Source organism: Arthrobacter sp. LAR12-1-1.1, from assembly GCF_040676555.1.
GTDB lineage: Bacteria > Actinomycetota > Actinomycetes > Actinomycetales > Micrococcaceae > Arthrobacter.
Map to the genome: position 1 here is coordinate 591,200 of NZ_JBEGIG010000012.1, position 15,757 is coordinate 606,956.

A 15,757-nucleotide genomic window follows, 5' to 3' on the forward strand; every position below is an offset into this window, starting at 1 on the left:
CTTCGGGCCGCGGCGCTGGGCCGCTATCCGTGGGCCGCTATTGGTGGGCGGCTACCCGCCAGGGCCGGTGAGGGCGCCGGACGGCGTGTTGTCCACATAGCGGGCCGCGGGGCTATAACCGGGGGCGCCCACGGTCCAGGATCGAAGGATGAACAGCCACACGGGCCAGGGCGCCGGCCAGGGGCGGCCGGCCGCGGACCCGGACCTTGCCCCGCCCGCACCGACAGCGGCGCGACACCGCGGCAGCTACGCGCGGCCGCTGGCGAGGCTGTGCGACCTGACGGCCGAGGCAGCGGCGGAGGTGCTCGCCCTGGCCCTTCCAGTGGACTGCGCCTGCTGCGGGGCGGAGGACTTGGCACTCTGCGGCGCGTGCTCCCGGAAGCTCCGCCTGCTGACGCTGAGGCCTTTCCGGGCAGAGGCCCAGGCTCCGGCCCTGATGGATATGGACGGGTCCGTGCTGCTGCCCGTGGTGGCGGCCGGGGCGTACCGGGCCGAGCTGGCGCAGTGCCTGCTGTCCTTCAAAAGCCACGGGCAGGCCCGGCTGGGCGCCGAGCTGGCCCGGGGCCTGGCGCGGGCGCTCCATGCCGCGGCCGGGCCGGCGCAGGGACTCGTCCTCGTCCCCGTGCCCACGAGCACCGCCGCATTCCGCAAGCGGGGATTCAGTCCCGTCCACCTCCTGCTCCGTCGGCTGGTCCGCGGCCATGCAATCCCAGGATTCACCGTCGCGGACGCGCTTCGGAAAACCATGCCGCCCGCGCGGAGCCGGATGCCCCCCGCCTTGCCACTGTTGGACTGGTTGCGGGCCGGCCGGAAAGCGGACGGCTACCTGTCCGGCGGACAGAAAGGACTGGGCCGGGGTGCCCGCGCCCGGCGCGTACGCGGATCCATGCGGACCAGGTCCGGCCCATGGCCTGCCCGAGTCGTGGGACGTTCCTGCATCATCGTCGATGACGTGCTGACCACCGGTGCCACCTTGGCGGAGGCGGCCCGTGCGCTTCGGGCCGCAGGGGCCATTGTCAGCGGCGCCGTCGTGGTGGCCGCGACACGCCCGCCGGCCACCGCCGACGTCGGCGCCGCCAGCCCCGCGGTGGCGCAGGGGAACGGCGGGACGCAAAAAAATAAACCGTAAAAGGATGAATAACAGGTGTCTATGAACTAACGTCGAAGATGGGTACCAAGAACAGATGTACCTGTCGATAGCGGCTCGGAAAGGGGCTCGACTGTCAGTCAGATCGGCCCCGGGAAGTACCGCCGTCGTGTCACCGAAGTCATTTGGAGGGCACCATGGAGTTCATGATCAGCGGACGCAACTTGACGGTCTCAGACCGGTTCCGCGAATATGCCGACGACAAGATCTCAAAGATCGCGTCGTTGGGAGACAAGGTCCAGAGGGTAGACGCGAAGGTCACCAAAGAGACCAAAGCCCGCCAGACCGCCGAATCGCTCACGGTTGAGTTGACAGTTCTGGGGCGCGGCCCAGTAATCCGCGCAGAAGCGAGTGCCGCCGACAAGTTCGCTGCGTTCGATCTCGCTTACAACAAGCTTCTTGAACGCCTGCGCAGGGCCAGGGACCGCAGAAAGGTCCACCACGGCCGGCACACGCCGAAGTCCGTCACCGAGGCCACGGCAGCCCTGGAGCCGGCGAGCCCCAGCGAACCGCTCTACGTGGAGGCGGCGCAACAGCTTCAGGCCCAGGCGCCGGCGGCAGAGAAGTCGCCGTACGATGTCGAAAACGATATTCCGGCCGGCGATTCGCCCGTGCTGATCCGCAGGAAAGTGTTCGCCGCGGCCCAACTCACCCTCGATGACGCCGTCGACAACATGGAACTTGTGGGTCACGACTTCTACCTTTTCGTGGACAAGGAGACCAAGGCGCCGTCGGTCGTGTATCGCCGTGACGGCTGGACCTACGGGGTCATCTCCCTTGACCAGACGTGCGAGCCCGGACATTCGAGTCTGGAAGAGAAAATCCTGGCCTACCGTTCAGAGGATGAGCCCGCCAGCGCATAAGCTGGTGCAGACTTTTCCGACGAAGGGACTAACGTGCAAGCATCGCTGAGCCTGGCACAGGCACGGCGGATCGCATTGGCAGCCCAGGGATTGGAGAAGGAACGGCCCGCCGGACCCGTGAGCGCACGGGCGGTGGGCCGTACCTTTGCCCGGCTGCACCTGGTCCAGATCGACTCCGTCAATGTGGTGTCCCGCAGCCACTTCCTGCCCTTCTTCTCGCGGCTCGGCAACTACGACCGAGCGATCCTGGCGCGGATGGCGGGGACCCACCCGCCCCGGATGATGGAGTACTGGGCCCACGAAGCCTGCTTCATCCGGCCGGACCACTTCCACGACCTCGTGCAGTGGCAGAACCGCAAATGGGTGGGCGCGCACAGCATGGACCCCGAACTGCGCAACGGGGTGGCGGCCAAGGTGCTGGAAACCCTGGCCGCCGGGAAACCGATGACCGCCGCCGAACTCACAGCCCGGCTCGGCCACGTGGAGGATCAGCAGCGGGAGAACTGGGGCTGGAACTGGAACGCCGTCAAAAGGGTGCTGGAACATCTCTTCGAAGAGGGCGTGGTCTCCGCCTCCTCCCGGACCGAATCCTTCGAACGGCGCTACACCCTCACCGCCAGGCTGCTCCCCGGCCCGGGCGTGGAAGCGGCGGCGCCAGAACCGGACGCGGCTGCCGCGATGGACCGGCTGATCGACGCCGCGGCCCGGGCCCACGGTATTGGGACCGTGCGGTGCTTCGCGGACTATTTCCGGACCCCGCAGAAGGCAGCCGCCGTGGCAGTGCGGAACCTCGTGGACAGCGGCAGGCTGGAACCGGTCGCAGTGGCCGGCTGGGACCGGCCCCTGTACCGCCACGCGGAGGCGAAGCTTCCGCGCTCAGCCACCGGCCGGGCGCTCCTGAGCCCCTTCGACTCCCTGGTGTTCGAACGCCGGCGGCTCGAGGAGCTGTTCGGGTTCCACTACCGGATCGAGATCTACACGCCCGAGCCGAAGCGGAAGTACGGCTACTACGTTTTGCCGTTCCTGCTCCGCGACGCGATCGTCGCCCGGGTGGACCTCAAAGCGGACCGGGCCGGCGGCCTGCTCCTGGTAAGGACCGCCCATGCGGAAGCCGGCGCGCCGGCGGACACCGCCGTCGAACTCGCCGCGGAACTGCAGCTCATGGCAGAGTGGCTGGGACTGGACGGGGTAGTTGTCTCGCCAACGGGGAACCTCGCGCCGGCGCTCGCCGAAGCCGTCGCTGCCCGGTAAATCGCACTATCCGCTGTGAGGGAACAGGCGCCACCGGCCCTGCGTCTCTCCCGTAGACTAAACACGCCAGAATTCGGCAGCTTGAGACTGGGAGCAACTTCACGTGGCATCACTTATCGAAAAACTTCTCCGCACAGGTGACAAAAGAACCCTGCGGCAACTGCGGAACTATGCCGATTCCATAAATGCCCTGGAGAGCTCCTTCCAGACCTTCACGGATGCCGAGCTCCGTGAAGAAACTGACCGCCTGCGCGAACGCCACCAGGCCGGCGAGAAGCTGGACGATCTGCTGCCCGAAGCCTTCGCGGCTGTCCGCGAAGCTTCATCCCGTACCCTTGGCATGCGCCACTTCGATGTCCAGCTCATGGGCGGCGCCGCCCTGCACCTGGGCAACATCGCCGAAATGAAGACCGGTGAAGGCAAGACCCTGGTGGCCACCGCTCCGGCCTACCTCAACGCCCTCGCCGGCAACGGCGTCCACGTCATCACCGTGAACGACTACCTCGCCGAATACCAGTCCGACCTCATGGGCCGTGTCTACCGCTTCCTCGGCCTGACCAGCGGCTGCATCCTGTCCAACCAGGATCCCGCGGTGCGCCGCGAACAGTACGCCGCGGACATCACCTACGGCACCAACAACGAATTCGGCTTCGACTACCTGCGCGACAACATGGCGTGGGACAAGTCCGAGCTCGTCCAGCGCGGCCACCACTTCGCCGTCGTCGACGAAGTGGACTCGATCCTCATCGACGAGGCCCGCACCCCGCTCATCATCTCCGGCCCGGCCCAGGGGGACACCAACCGCTGGTACAGCGAATTCGCCAAGGTGGTCACGCGCCTGCACGCCGAGACCGACTACGAGGTCGATGAGAAGAAGCGCACCGTCGGTGTCCTCGAGGCCGGCATTGAAAAGGTCGAGGACTACCTCGGCATCCACAACCTCTACGAGTCCGCCAACACCCCGCTGATCGGCTTCCTGAACAACGCCATCAAGGCCAAGGAACTGTTCAAGCGCGACAAGGACTACGTCATCCTCGACGGCGAGGTGCTGATCGTCGATGAGCACACCGGCCGCATCCTCGCCGGCCGCCGCTACAACGAGGGCATGCACCAGGCCATCGAAGCCAAGGAAGGCGTCGAGATCAAGGCCGAGAACCAGACGCTCGCCACGGTCACGCTGCAGAACTACTTCCGCATGTACGACAAGCTCGCCGGCATGACCGGCACGGCCGAGACCGAGGCTGCCGAGTTCATGAGCACCTACAAGCTCGGCGTCGTTGCCATCCCCACCAACCGCGACATGACCCGGATCGACCAGGCCGACCTCGTCTACAAGAACGAGACGGTCAAGTTCGACGCCGTCGTCAAGGACATCACCGAACGCCACGAAAAGGGCCAGCCGGTCCTCGTCGGCACCACCAGCGTCGAGAAGAGCGAATACCTCTCCCGTCTGCTGGCCAAGGAAGGCGTCCGGCACGAGGTCCTGAACGCCAAGAACCATGCCCGGGAAGCGTCCATCGTGGCCCAGGCCGGCCGCAAGGGCGCCGTCACGGTCGCGACCAACATGGCCGGCCGCGGTACCGACATCATGCTCGGCGGCAACGCCGAGTTCACCGCCGTCGCCGAACTGGCCAAGCGGGGCCTGGACCCGGAGGATAACTCCGAGGAATACGAGGCCGCCTGGCCCGAGGCGTTCGAATCTGCCAAGCAGGCCGTCAAGGACGAGCACGAGGAAGTCCTGAACCTGGGCGGACTCTACGTGCTCGGCACCGAACGCCACGAGTCCCGCCGCATCGACAACCAGCTCCGCGGCCGCTCCGGACGCCAGGGCGACCCAGGCGAGTCCCGGTTCTACCTCTCGCTGACCGATGACCTGATGCGCCTGTTCAACTCCGGCGCGGCAGAACGGCTCATGAACAGCTCGGTGCCGGACGACGTCGCCCTCGAATCCAAGCTCGTCTCGCGCGCCATCGCCTCGGCCCAGGGGCAGGTGGAAGGCCGCAACGCCGAACAGCGCAAGAACGTCCTGAAGTACGACGACGTCCTGAACCGCCAGCGCGAGGCAATCTACGGTGACCGGCGGCGCATCCTCGAAGGCGATGACCTCCACGAGAAGGTCCAGTACTTCCTCGAAGACACCATCAACGCCTTCATCGACGAGGCCACGGCCGAGGGCACCGGCGATGACTGGGACTTCAACCTCCTGTGGTCCAATCTCAAGACCCTGTACCCCGTGAGCTTCACCCCGCGCGACGTCATTGACGAGGCCGGCGGCAAGTCCCGCGTCACGGTCGACTTCCTCCGGGAAGAGATCCTCTCCGATGCCCGCCTGGTTTACCAGGCCAGGGAGCAGGCGATCGGCTCCGAGAGCATGCGCGAACTGGAGCGCCGGGTGGTCCTGTCCGTCATCGGGCGGAAGTGGCAGGAACACCTCTATGAGATGGACTACCTCAAGGAGGGCATCGGGCTGCGCGCCATGGCCCAGCGCGACCCCCTGGTGGAGTACCAGCGCGAGGGCTTCATCATGTTCCAGGCCATGATGGAGGCCATCCGCGAGGAGAGCGTCGGCTTCCTGTTCAACCTCGACGTCGAAGTGACGCCGGCCGAGGACGTTGTGGTGGCCGATGCCGAGGGCCAGCACACCGAACACCACGAGCCGCAGATCCATGCCGCCGGACTCGAGGCCCCCGAGAAGCCCGCGCAGCTGCAGTACACCGCCCCTGGCGAAGACGGTGCCGCCCAGACCCGGATCGAGGCGAAGGGCACCGGACGCTCCGGAAACCCGGCCAAGGCCGCGGCGCAGGACATCGGCCGCCGCACGGCAAAGAAGAAGCGGCGCTAGGCACGACGCCAACATGGGGGAGGACCGGAGCCACCGCTCCGGTCCTCCCGTGTTTTGTGCCTCCTTTCCCTGACAGGCCGGGGCCCGGTTTTTTTGACCGCTTCTGCCGGCTTCTGCCTGCGTCCCCGCCGTTCAGCCGATCTCCAGCACGGTGACACGCCAGGCCGCCGTGCCGCGCTCCAGCCTCAGCGCCACCGCGCGGACCCGTGATTCCTCGACCACGACCGCGCTGGCCTCGTAGACGTCATCCGAAACGCGGCAGGCCCGGACGGACCGGACAGACGGGTTGCGGTGCAGCCGGCCGGCCGTGGGCGAGCTGCCGGAGGCCACCCGGCGGGTCAGTGCGGCGCGGTGCTGCAGGGCCGCCAGGCAGCGCGGGTCCAGGCGGCGGGAGAGCTGCTGTGCGGGCCGCGTTCCGGCCAGCACTTCGATGGCCGCCTGCACGGTGCTGCGGGAAATCGCGCAAATCTCGCGTGCCTCGTCAACAACGCACAGGGGCGGCGGGGCCGGGGCGGCGCGCACGGCCGGCGCCGCCGTGCCGGACACAACCCGGAGGGCGGGGGCGTGCGGGGCTGTGGTCGCCGCGACTGAGCGGATCCCGGTGACTGCATTCATGACGGTTCCTTTGCTGATGGCTGATGGCTGGCGATGCTGGTGCTGGCTGAACTTCCTGCTCCTGAACTTCCCGCTCCTGAAATTCCGTCGGGCCCTGGTTTTCGTTCTGGCTGCGGCCTTGGCTGTGGTTCCGGCCACGGCCGCAGTGCGGCGCGTCCCTAGTTTGGCGGCGGCAGGACGAGGACCTGTCCGGGACGCAGAAAGTGCGGGTTGGCTCCGATGGTGTCGCGGTTGCCCGCATAAAGCCGGGGCCACTCTCTTGCGATGTCGGCGTCGGAAGCGAACGGCCCCAGCGCGGCCGCGGCGATGCTCCACAGCGAATCACCGGACCGGACCGTGACCTCCCTGCGGGCGCCGGGTGTGTCCGGCGAGCGTACCTGGCGCGCGGCCAGGGGGCCGGCATCCACGGCCGGACTCACTGGCTTCCACCGCGGATCTACCGCGGAACCGGCGGCCGGATCGTGCGGCCCCGGCGCCGCGGCCCACCCGGGTGGCGGCGTCCACGATGCCGACACCGCTGCCTGGCCAGGCAGGCCCGGCCCGGGCCCGTCGGAGACAGTCGCCGCGGTGGCCAGCGGCGCGGTCAGCAACTGCAGGCCGACGGCGGCGAGAAGAAGCCGTCGCATGAAGGCCGGGCTGAACCGGCCTGTGACGGCCGCTGCACGGGTCCGGCCGAGACGGTCAAGCAGCGCAGCTGCGGCGGCGATGGCGAGCGTCATCACCCACCAGGTGATGACGATTAGTCCGGCGGTATTTGCCACGATCCCCAGCTGGTCCTCGAAGGAAAGTGACTGCCGGCGTGCCGAGCCTGACTGCCAGCGCTGGACGAGGAAGCCGCCGGCAGTCGTGAGGAAGATCCCCAGCAGCAGGATGGCAGTGGCCATGGCCGCGTCGGCCCGAACCGTCTGCCTGGGGGCGGGCAAGGGCAGCCTCTGGGTCCGGGTCTGCGGTGCTGCTGTCCGGTCCATGGCTGCTTCCCTCACTCGATCCGAATATTGTTTGATGCTGTTTGATGTCATTTGAGGACTTTTAAGGCTGTTGATTGAAGTCTGGGCCTGGAGGAACCGGTTTGTCTAGATGCAGTTCGGTGCCTGTGGATGACTGGAGCCCGTTGATTCACGGTGCCTGTGGATTGACCGGTGCGAGAGGCGCGCCTACGCTGGCGCCATGCGGTGGGACGCCCTGTTTGACGACATGGAGGCGCAGCTGGCGGCGCGCCAGCGGCTGGATTTTGAGGCAGAAGTAGCGGAGCGCGCACTGGTGGACTCTGCGGGCGTGGAGCTCGCGGACCGGCTCCGCGGATCCCTCGGGCTCAGTATCCGCGTGCACGTGTCCTCAGGGGCGGCGTTCGAGGGGGTGCTGAGCCACGCGGGCAGCGAAGCCCTGGTCCTTGATGAGCCCCAACACCAGGTGCTGATTCCCTATGCCGCTGCCGCGCAGTATGTGGGCCTTTCGCGGATGGCGGTCTCCGAACCGTCAGCCGTCCGCCGGCGGCTCGGTTTGGGCAGCGCACTCCGGGGACTCGCCAGGAACCGGACGCGGGTGGCAATATTTGTCTCTCCCGGCCGGGCAGAGGCCGCGCTCCACGGCGTCATTGACACAGTTGGCCGGGATTTCCTGGATCTGGCCGTGACGCGGGAGGGCGGGGACCGGCCTCCGGCGACCGACCGGCAGGTGGTGGCCATTCCATTTCGCGCCCTGGCGGGCATCAGATCCGTCAGCGCCGCGGGCCGATAGTCAGAACGCCGAGTTCAATTTCCGGCAGACTTCGACCTGGCCTCTTCGATCATGCGGCTGGCCTCGGCGTAGCGTTCCTGGATGTACTGCTCAAGCATCTTCTCCTCGACACGCCACTGGCCGCGGCCGCCCACCTGGATTGCCTTGAGCTGGCCGCTGCGAACGAGCGCGTAGGCAGCCGGAGAGTTGATCTGGAGCTGCTCGGCAACGTCAGCGAGAGTCAGGAATCGGGGCATGAGTCCATTTTGCCACCGTTGATGCCTACTGGTGCGGTTATCCACAGTTTGCGGCTGTTTGGCCCTGGATCTTCCGCGCGGGCCGCCCGGGCGCAACAATGGGGGTGCCCGGCATCGAGGGAACGGGCGGCGACGACAGGGGGAGCGGACGCATGAGTGGAAGCGCGGCAGCCGAAGGGGCCCGTTTGAAGAAGCCGTCCTGGAAAGACCCCCGGCTCCTCGTCGGAATCCTGCTGGTCCTGGCATCCGTGGTGGGTGTGGTCTCGCTGGTCGGTGCCGCGGACCAGACCACCGAAGCGTACGCGGCGCGGGAGCCGATCGCCGTCGGCGAGACGCTGACCGTCGACAAGCTGCACCGGGTCAAAGTACGGCTCGGCGAGGTGGAACGGCACTACCTGACCCCGGAGTCAGGTCTGGATGCCGGCCTCGTGGCCGTACAGCGGATCGGCAAGGACCAGCTGCTGCCGCGCGAGAGCACAGGCCGGCTCGACGGGCTGGACCGCAAGCCCGTCGCGGTCACGGTTGAGGAAAATCTTCCCGCGCAGGCCGTGGCGGGCTCCCGCGTGGACGTCTGGGTGGCCCTGCCGGATACCCGCAACGGCTTCAGCGAGCCCACGCTGCTCCTCTCCGGCGCCGAAATTGCCCAGATCACCTCGGGCAGCACTGCTCTGGGGTCCTCCCGGTCGATGGTGGTCATGGTGCTGGTCCCGGACGCCCAGATGCCGAAGCTGCTGGGAGCCCAGGCCAACAAGGCAAAGATCGCGGTCGTGTGGAACCCGGGCGGTACCGCGCGATGAGCATTCCCGTGGTGACGGTGGGGGACTCCCGCGATGACCTGGTGGGCGGCCTGGAGCGTCTGCACGGACCCGTGTCCGTTGTCCGGCGGTGCACCGAACTGGCGGAACTGCTGGCCGCCTGCCAGAGCGGGCTGGCCCGCGCCGCTGTCGTCGCGGCGGGCAGCGAAGAACTGACGGCCTCGCTGGTGGACCGGCTGTCCGCCGTCGGCGTCGTCGTCATCGCCCTCACTGATAATCCGGAGGAAACGGCCCGCCTGCGGACCATTGGCGTGGCGGCGGAAGCCCGCGCTGTTGATGCCGCGGCCCTTGCGGCGCGGATTTCCGCAGCGGTGGCGCAGCTCAGTGGCACCGGACTCCGGCCCGGGCTCGCTGGGACCGACGATGCTTCCGCCGTCGCCGTGACGGCCGCCGGGCAGGTGCCGCGGTCTTCCGGGGCGCACCCAACCGCCCCAGGCACTGCCGCGAAGGGCCGGATCATCGCGGTCTGGGGTCCGGCTGGCGCGCCGGGCCGGACCCTGGTGGCCGCCAACATGGCGGGGGAGCTGGCCGCGGACGGGCAATCGGTGCTGCTGGTCGACGCCGACAGTTACGGTGCCAGCGTGGCCGCCCTCCTGGGTCTGCTCGATGAGGCTGCCGGGCTGGCCCAGGCCTGCCGGCTGGCAGACCAGGGACTGCTCGACGCCGACGCCCTGCTCAGGATCGCCACGACGGTGGCGACCAAGGCCGGGACGTTTCGTGTGCTCACCGGGATCACGCGGGCGGACCGCTGGACGGAACTGCGCCCCGCGGCGCTCACGCTGGTGCTGGAGCGGGCCCGGGAGATCGCAGAAGTCACCGTGGTGGACACCGGGTTCTGCCTGGAGGCCGATGACGAGCTGGGCTTTGAAGGCGGGGCGCCGCGCCGCAACGCCGCGACCTTGAGGAGCCTGGAGCTGGCCGACACGGTCTTTGCCGTCGGGGCGGCCGATTCCATTGGCGTGCCGAGGCTGGTCCGCGGTCTGGCCGAGCTCCAGGCGGCCGTCCCGCAGGCAGCGCCCCAGGTGGTCATGAACAAAGTCAGGTCCTCCGCCGTCGGGCGGTCGCCCGAACGCCAGCTCCGGGCCGCGTGGGAGCGGTACGGCCCCTCGGCGCCGTTGTCGGCGTTCCTGCCGTCCGACCCCGCAGCGAGCGACGCCGCCCTGCTGTCCGGGGCACTTTTGCTTGAATCCGCCCCCGAATCTGAGTTGCGGCGTGCGATCGCCGGATTGGTTTGTGCACCTGCCCAGCGAAACAAGAAATCCTTTGTCTTTTCTTCCACAGCAGAGCGCCGGGCAAAGGGTTAGGGTCAACATAAGGGCCGCAAAGAAGCGGCTGTGAACTTCTTTTATGGAGGCGTTTCGATGTCGTCTGGGTCCAGCGTGGAGGATCAGCCCGTTTCGATCGGTAGTAGCGAAAGCTACCTCGGGGATTACTACGAGCACCTCGCGGAGGAGGATTTCCGGGCCTATCCCCAGGAAGTCCTGACGGCAAGGGCCGATACCCACCGCCAGATCGCGGCGACGCGGAGGCCAGGCATCGCGAACATCGCCGTCCGTGACGAGGCCGATTGCAGTGTCCTCTACATCGTCACCGATGACATGCCCTTCCTCGTGGACTCGGTGAACGCCGAACTGGTCCGCCAGAACGCACCCATCCACCTCGTGCTGCACCCGCTTTTCGTGGTGACCCGCAACCGCGCTACCGGCGACCTGGTCAAGGTGGCACGCGTACCCTCCCACCTGGGCATCTCCAGCGGCGACACGGCGGCCATGCCGAACCTCTCCCACCTGATCGCCGAGGGCGACAACGCCTCGCACATGGAATCCTGGATCGCCGTCGAGATCGACCTCGTGGGCGAGGGCAAGCGCGCCGAGCTGGTCAAGGGCATCACCCGGGTGCTCGGCGACGTCCGCGCCGCCGTCGAAGACTGGCCGAAGATGCGGACGAAGGCCCTTGAGATCTCCGCGGATTTGGACAGGGTGGCCAACCGGGCACAGATTGCCGAGCTGCGGCAGGCGCAGGACCTGCTCCGCTGGCTCGATGACGGGAACTTCACTTTCCTCGGCTACCGCGAATACGACCTCGTGAACGTATCCGGCGAGGATGTGCTGGAACTGCGCGAGGAAAGCGGCCTCGGCCTGCTCCGCGCCGGCGCGGACAGCCGCCAGGTCCAGCACCTCACCGACGCCGGCAGGAGAAAGGCGCGCGAGAAGCGCGCGCTGGTGATCACGAAAGCAAACTCCCGCTCTACCGTGCACCGCTCGGCGTACCTGGACTACATCGGCGTCAAGAGCTTCGACGCCGCCGGCAACGTCAACGGGGAACGCCGCTTCATCGGCCTCTTCGCCACGACCGCCTACGCCGGCTCCGTCCGCGACATCCCCGTGGTCCGGGAAAAAGTTGCCGCTGTCCTCCATGACGCCGGCTTCCCGCCGGACTCGCACTCGGGCAAGGACCTGTTGGGCATCCTCGAGACCTACCCGCGCGATGAGCTGTTCCAGATCGAAATCCCGGACCTCGCCGCCATCGCCACCGGCATCCAGCGTCTGCAGGAACGCCGCAGGACGCGGCTCTTCCTCCGTCCCGACATCTACGGCCGGTTCATGTCCGCCGTCGTCTACCTGCCGCGCGACCGCTACACCACCAACGTCCGCCTGCGCATTGAGCAGGAACTGCGGGAGACCTTCAACGCCGTGTCCATCGACTACGAGGCGCGCATGACAGAGTCCGCTCTGGCCCGCCTCTTCTTCCGGATCCGGCTGCCCAAGGACGCCGATGTCAGCAACGTCAATAGCGACGAGCTGGAGAAGCGCCTGGTCCGGGCCGCCCGCTCCTGGGGCGAAGGCATTTCCGAAGTTCTGCGCGCCCGCGGCGACGGCGGGGGCGCCGGCGTCCGGGAGAACGGCGCCAAGGAACTGGCCGCCGTCTGGGCGGAGGCGTTCCCGGCGGGCTACCGTGTGGACTACGAGATCGAAGACGCGCTGCAGGACATCGACCGCTTCGAAAAGTACGGTGCCGCGGCCGAACGGGCCGGTGAAGGCGTCAAGGAGCAGCCCGGCGTCCACGTTTACCTGCCCGACGGCGCCGGCGCCACGCTGGAAGAGGACGCCCGTGTCAAGCTCTACATGCTGGAGCCGAAGAGCCTGAGCCAGATCCTGCCGTACTTCCACAACCTGGGCCTCGAGGTCCTGGACGAACGCCCGTTCGAGATCGAGACCGCGGATCACCGGGATTTCTTCCTTTACGACCTCGGCCTCAAGTACCCCGCCGGCGTGGATCCCCAAGCCACCGGGCAGCTGCTGGGCGAGTCCTTCGGCGCTGCCGTGACCGGCGCCGTGGAGTCCGACAGCTTCGACCGGCTGGTGCTGCGGGAGGGCATGCACTGGCGCCAGGTGGTCGTACTGCGCGCCTATGCCAAGTACATGCGGCAAATGGGCAACACCAACTCCTTCGGATTCCTGGCCGACACCCTGCTGGCGAACGCGGATGTCACGCGGGGACTCAGCGCCCTGTTCGCGGCACGCTTTGACCCGGCGCTCAGCGACGCTGACCGCGTGCTCAGGGAAGTCGAGGTCCTCGCCGGACTCGACGCTGCGATCGAGCAGGTCGCGACCCTCGACGCCGACCGGCTGCTGCGCACGTTCAAGAACCTGATCCAAGCCACGCTCCGGACGAACTACTACCAGAACAAGCCCCACCTGAGCTTCAAACTGGATCCGTCCCTCATCGGGGGCCTGCCGTTCCCGCGGCCCATGTTCGAGATCTGGGTCTACTCGCCCCGGGTCGAGGGCGTGCACCTCCGCTTCGGCAAGGTGGCCCGCGGCGGCCTGCGCTGGTCGGACCGGCGCGAGGACTTCCGCACCGAAATCCTGGGCCTGGTGAAGGCGCAGACCGTCAAGAACGCCGTCATCGTCCCGACAGGCGCCAAGGGCGGCTTCTACGCCAAGCAGCTCCCGGACCCCGCGGCCGACCGCAGCGCCTGGATGGCCGAGGGCGTCGAGAGCTACAAGACGTTCATCCGCGGACTCCTGGACATCACGGACAACCTGATCGTGACGGCCGAGGGCGAAACCGTCAGGCCGCCGGCCGACGTCGTGCGCCATGACGACGACGACTCCTACCTGGTGGTCGCGGCCGACAAGGGCACCGCGTCCTTCTCCGACATCGCCAACGGACTGGCCGGCGAATACGGCTTCTGGCTCGGCGACGCCTTCGCGTCCGGCGGCTCCGTCGGCTATGACCACAAGGCCATGGGCATCACGGCCCGCGGCGCCTGGGAATCGGTCAAGCGCCACTTCAGCGAGCTGGACCTCGACACCCAGGCCGAGCCCTTCACCGTGGTGGGCGTCGGCGACATGTCCGGCGACGTGTTCGGCAACGGCATGCTGCTCTCCAAGCACATCCGCCTGCTGGCCGCCTTCGACCACCGGCACATCTTCCTCGACCCCACTCCGGATGAGGCAACGTCCTACGCGGAGCGCCAACGGCTCTTCGAACTGCCCCGGTCCTCGTGGGATGACTACAACAAGGCGCTCATCAGCGAAGGCGGCGGCGTCTTTGCCCGGCAGGCCAAGTCGATCCCCGTGTCCGCACAGGTCCGCGCCGCCCTCGGCCTCCCGGAGGGCACCACGGAGCTGAGCCCGCCGGAGCTCCTGCGCGCCATCCTCCTCGCCCCGGCGGACCTGCTCTACAACGGCGGCATCGGCACCTACGTCAAGGCCAGCACCGAAACGAATGCCGAGGTTGGCGACAAGGCCAACGACTCCATCCGCGTGGACGGCCGCGAACTGCGGGTCAAGGTGGTCGGTGAAGGCGGAAACCTGGGGATGACCCAGCGCGGACGCATTGAGGCCGCGCTGCAGGGCGTCATCCTCAACACGGATGCGATCGACAACTCGGCCGGTGTGGACTGCTCGGACCACGAAGTCAACATCAAGATCTTCGTGGACCGGATGGTCGCGGCGGGCAAGCTTGAGCCCGCCGAGCGTGCGGACTTCCTGGCCTCGATGACCGACGAGGTCGGCCGGCTGGTGCTCGAGGACAACATCGACCAGAACATCCTGCTCCTCAACGACCGGATGCGGGTCTCCGAATGGAGCCCCAGCTACGAACGGCTCATGGACTGGCTGGAAAAGTCGGCGGACCTCAAACGGGACCTCGAGGCGTTGCCCACCACGGCCACGTTGCAGGAGCGCCTGGAACAGGGCCAGGGGCTGACCTCCCCGGAACTTTCGGTCTTGGCCGCCTACGCCAAGATCGAACTTGCCACCGCGCTGCGCGACAGCGACCTCGCCGATGACCCGTGGTTCCGCACGACGCTGCGGGCCTACTTCCCGGAGCAGTTGCGGGAGAGGTTCGACGCCGAACTGGATACCCACCCGCTGCGTCGCGAGATCATCGCGACCGTGGTTGCCAACGACATGATCAACCTCGGCGGCATCACCTTCGCGTTCCGCGCCATTGAGGAAACCTCGGCCACGGAAGCGGCCCTCGCCAAGGCGTTCGTTGCCCTCCGCGAGGTCTACGAGCTGGACATCATGGTCAAGGAACTCAACGAACTGCCGGCGTCGTTCCCGACCGAACACTGGAGCACCGTCCACCTTGACATCCGGCGGCTGCTGGACCGCGCCGTCCGGTGGCTCCTCGGCCAGGGTTCCGCGTCCCGTCCCATCGCCGAGATCGTGGCCGAATTCAAGCCGCTGATGGATCCCATGCGGGCCCGATTGCTCGATTACCTCCGGGGCGACGACCGCGCCCGTGTGGCCGAATGGCTTCAGAAGGCGCGCAGCTGGGACCTTCCGGAAGACCTGGCACACCGCTGGGCGGAACTGTTCGAGAGCTTCGTGCTCCTGGACATCGCCAAGATCGTCCATGTCAGCAAGGAATCCGTGGCCGATATTGCCCACGTCTACTACACGGTCTTCAACCGCTTCCATGCAGATTCCCTCCTCGAACGCATCACCAAGCTGCCGAGGGCGGACCGCTGGCAGGCACTGGCCCGTGCAGCCCTGCGCGATGACCTCTACTCCACGGTCTCGGACATGACGACGGCGGTGCTGGAGAACACTCCGGCCGGGGCTCCGGCCGAAGAGCGGCTGCTGGCCTGGGAGGGCCAGAACGCGGAGCAGCTGGGCCGGGCGAAGTCCATGTTTGATGAGGTCAATGCGCTCGAGGCCGATGACATGGCCTCACTGTCGGTAGCATTGAGGCTCTTGAGGTCAATCGTCCGACGCTAAGGGACTGCCGTCCCT

The 15,757-nt window shown here is 67.5% G+C and carries 11 protein-coding genes; 8 read left to right on the plus strand and 3 right to left on the minus strand.

Annotated features, from left to right (window positions below):
- The first annotated feature begins 148 nt into the window (after positions 1-148).
- The 4 genes from MRBLAR12_RS10800 to secA all read left to right on the plus strand — a co-directional run bounded on the left by MRBLAR12_RS10800 (position 149) and on the right by secA (position 6,103).
- Positions 149-1,129: a ComF family protein gene (locus MRBLAR12_RS10800; protein ID WP_229993170.1), complete on the plus strand. Its 981-nt coding sequence runs from the start codon at positions 149-151 to the stop codon at positions 1,127-1,129.
- A 155-nt stretch (positions 1,130-1,284) separates the two neighbouring features.
- Entirely contained in the window at positions 1,285-2,010 is a 726-nt protein-coding gene (hpf, locus tag MRBLAR12_RS10805; protein WP_229993169.1) for a ribosome hibernation-promoting factor, HPF/YfiA family, read from the plus strand.
- 33 nt (positions 2,011-2,043) lie between these two features.
- Positions 2,044-3,261, plus strand: a complete 1,218-nt coding sequence (locus MRBLAR12_RS10810; RefSeq protein WP_364745840.1) for a winged helix-turn-helix domain-containing protein — start codon at positions 2,044-2,046, stop codon at positions 3,259-3,261.
- Positions 3,262-3,364: 103 nt separating this feature from the next.
- Positions 3,365-6,103, plus strand: coding sequence for a preprotein translocase subunit SecA (gene secA / locus MRBLAR12_RS10815; RefSeq protein ID WP_229993167.1), 2,739 nt, complete (start codon positions 3,365-3,367; stop codon positions 6,101-6,103).
- A 132-nt stretch (positions 6,104-6,235) separates the two neighbouring features.
- On the opposite strand, the gene MRBLAR12_RS10820 is transcribed toward secA, so the two are convergent.
- Together MRBLAR12_RS10820 and MRBLAR12_RS10825 are read right to left on the minus strand one after the other, a co-directional pair.
- Positions 6,236-6,718, minus strand: coding sequence for an Rv3235 family protein (locus tag MRBLAR12_RS10820; protein WP_364745845.1), 483 nt, complete (start codon positions 6,716-6,718; stop codon positions 6,236-6,238).
- Positions 6,719-6,876: 158 nt separating this feature from the next.
- A complete protein-coding gene (locus MRBLAR12_RS10825; protein ID WP_364745847.1) occupies positions 6,877-7,686 on the minus strand; it encodes a LysM peptidoglycan-binding domain-containing protein in 810 nt (269 codons plus the stop codon).
- A 199-nt stretch (positions 7,687-7,885) separates the two neighbouring features.
- On the opposite strand from MRBLAR12_RS10825, the gene MRBLAR12_RS10830 reads away from it, so the two are divergent.
- Positions 7,886-8,455: a hypothetical protein gene (locus tag MRBLAR12_RS10830; RefSeq protein ID WP_364745850.1), complete on the plus strand. Its 570-nt coding sequence runs from the start codon at positions 7,886-7,888 to the stop codon at positions 8,453-8,455.
- A gap of 14 nt (positions 8,456-8,469) precedes the next feature.
- On the opposite strand, the gene MRBLAR12_RS10835 is transcribed toward MRBLAR12_RS10830, so the two are convergent.
- A complete protein-coding gene (locus MRBLAR12_RS10835; protein ID WP_229993163.1) occupies positions 8,470-8,691 on the minus strand; it encodes a helix-turn-helix domain-containing protein in 222 nt (73 codons plus the stop codon).
- A gap of 152 nt (positions 8,692-8,843) precedes the next feature.
- Between MRBLAR12_RS10835 and MRBLAR12_RS10840 the strand changes: the two genes are divergently transcribed.
- From MRBLAR12_RS10840 to MRBLAR12_RS10850, 3 genes are read left to right on the plus strand one after another with little or no spacing between them, the layout of a single operon-like run.
- Positions 8,844-9,488, plus strand: coding sequence for a hypothetical protein (locus tag MRBLAR12_RS10840; RefSeq protein WP_229993162.1), 645 nt, complete (start codon positions 8,844-8,846; stop codon positions 9,486-9,488).
- Complete coding sequence (locus tag MRBLAR12_RS10845) at positions 9,485-10,810, plus strand: AAA family ATPase (RefSeq protein ID WP_364745853.1); 1,326 nt, start codon at positions 9,485-9,487, stop codon at positions 10,808-10,810. The genes MRBLAR12_RS10840 and MRBLAR12_RS10845 overlap by 4 nt, the downstream gene beginning before the upstream one ends.
- A gap of 57 nt (positions 10,811-10,867) precedes the next feature.
- On the plus strand, positions 10,868-15,742 hold the full coding sequence (locus MRBLAR12_RS10850) for an NAD-glutamate dehydrogenase (protein ID WP_229993160.1): 4,875 nt from the start codon (positions 10,868-10,870) through the stop codon (positions 15,740-15,742).
- Positions 15,743-15,757 lie beyond the last annotated feature (15 nt).

Bases quoted from the DNA above. Each gene is read 5' to 3' on its own strand.
- MRBLAR12_RS10800 (WP_229993170.1), top strand. From the start codon at position 149: ATGAACAGCCACACGGGCCAGGGCGCCGGCCAGGGGCGGCCGGCCGCG.
- hpf (WP_229993169.1), top strand. From the start codon at position 1,285: ATGGAGTTCATGATCAGCGGACGCAACTTGACGGTCTCAGACCGGTTC.
- MRBLAR12_RS10820 (WP_364745845.1), bottom strand. From the start codon at position 6,718: ATGAATGCAGTCACCGGGATCCGCTCAGTCGCGGCGACCACAGCCCCG.
- MRBLAR12_RS10825 (WP_364745847.1), bottom strand. From the start codon at position 7,686: ATGGACCGGACAGCAGCACCGCAGACCCGGACCCAGAGGCTGCCCTTG.
- MRBLAR12_RS10830 (WP_364745850.1), top strand. From the start codon at position 7,886: ATGCGGTGGGACGCCCTGTTTGACGACATGGAGGCGCAGCTGGCGGCG.
- MRBLAR12_RS10835 (WP_229993163.1), bottom strand. From the start codon at position 8,691: ATGCCCCGATTCCTGACTCTCGCTGACGTTGCCGAGCAGCTCCAGATC.
- MRBLAR12_RS10840 (WP_229993162.1), top strand. From the start codon at position 8,844: ATGAGTGGAAGCGCGGCAGCCGAAGGGGCCCGTTTGAAGAAGCCGTCC.
- MRBLAR12_RS10845 (WP_364745853.1), top strand. From the start codon at position 9,485: ATGAGCATTCCCGTGGTGACGGTGGGGGACTCCCGCGATGACCTGGTG.
- MRBLAR12_RS10850 (WP_229993160.1), top strand. From the start codon at position 10,868: ATGTCGTCTGGGTCCAGCGTGGAGGATCAGCCCGTTTCGATCGGTAGT.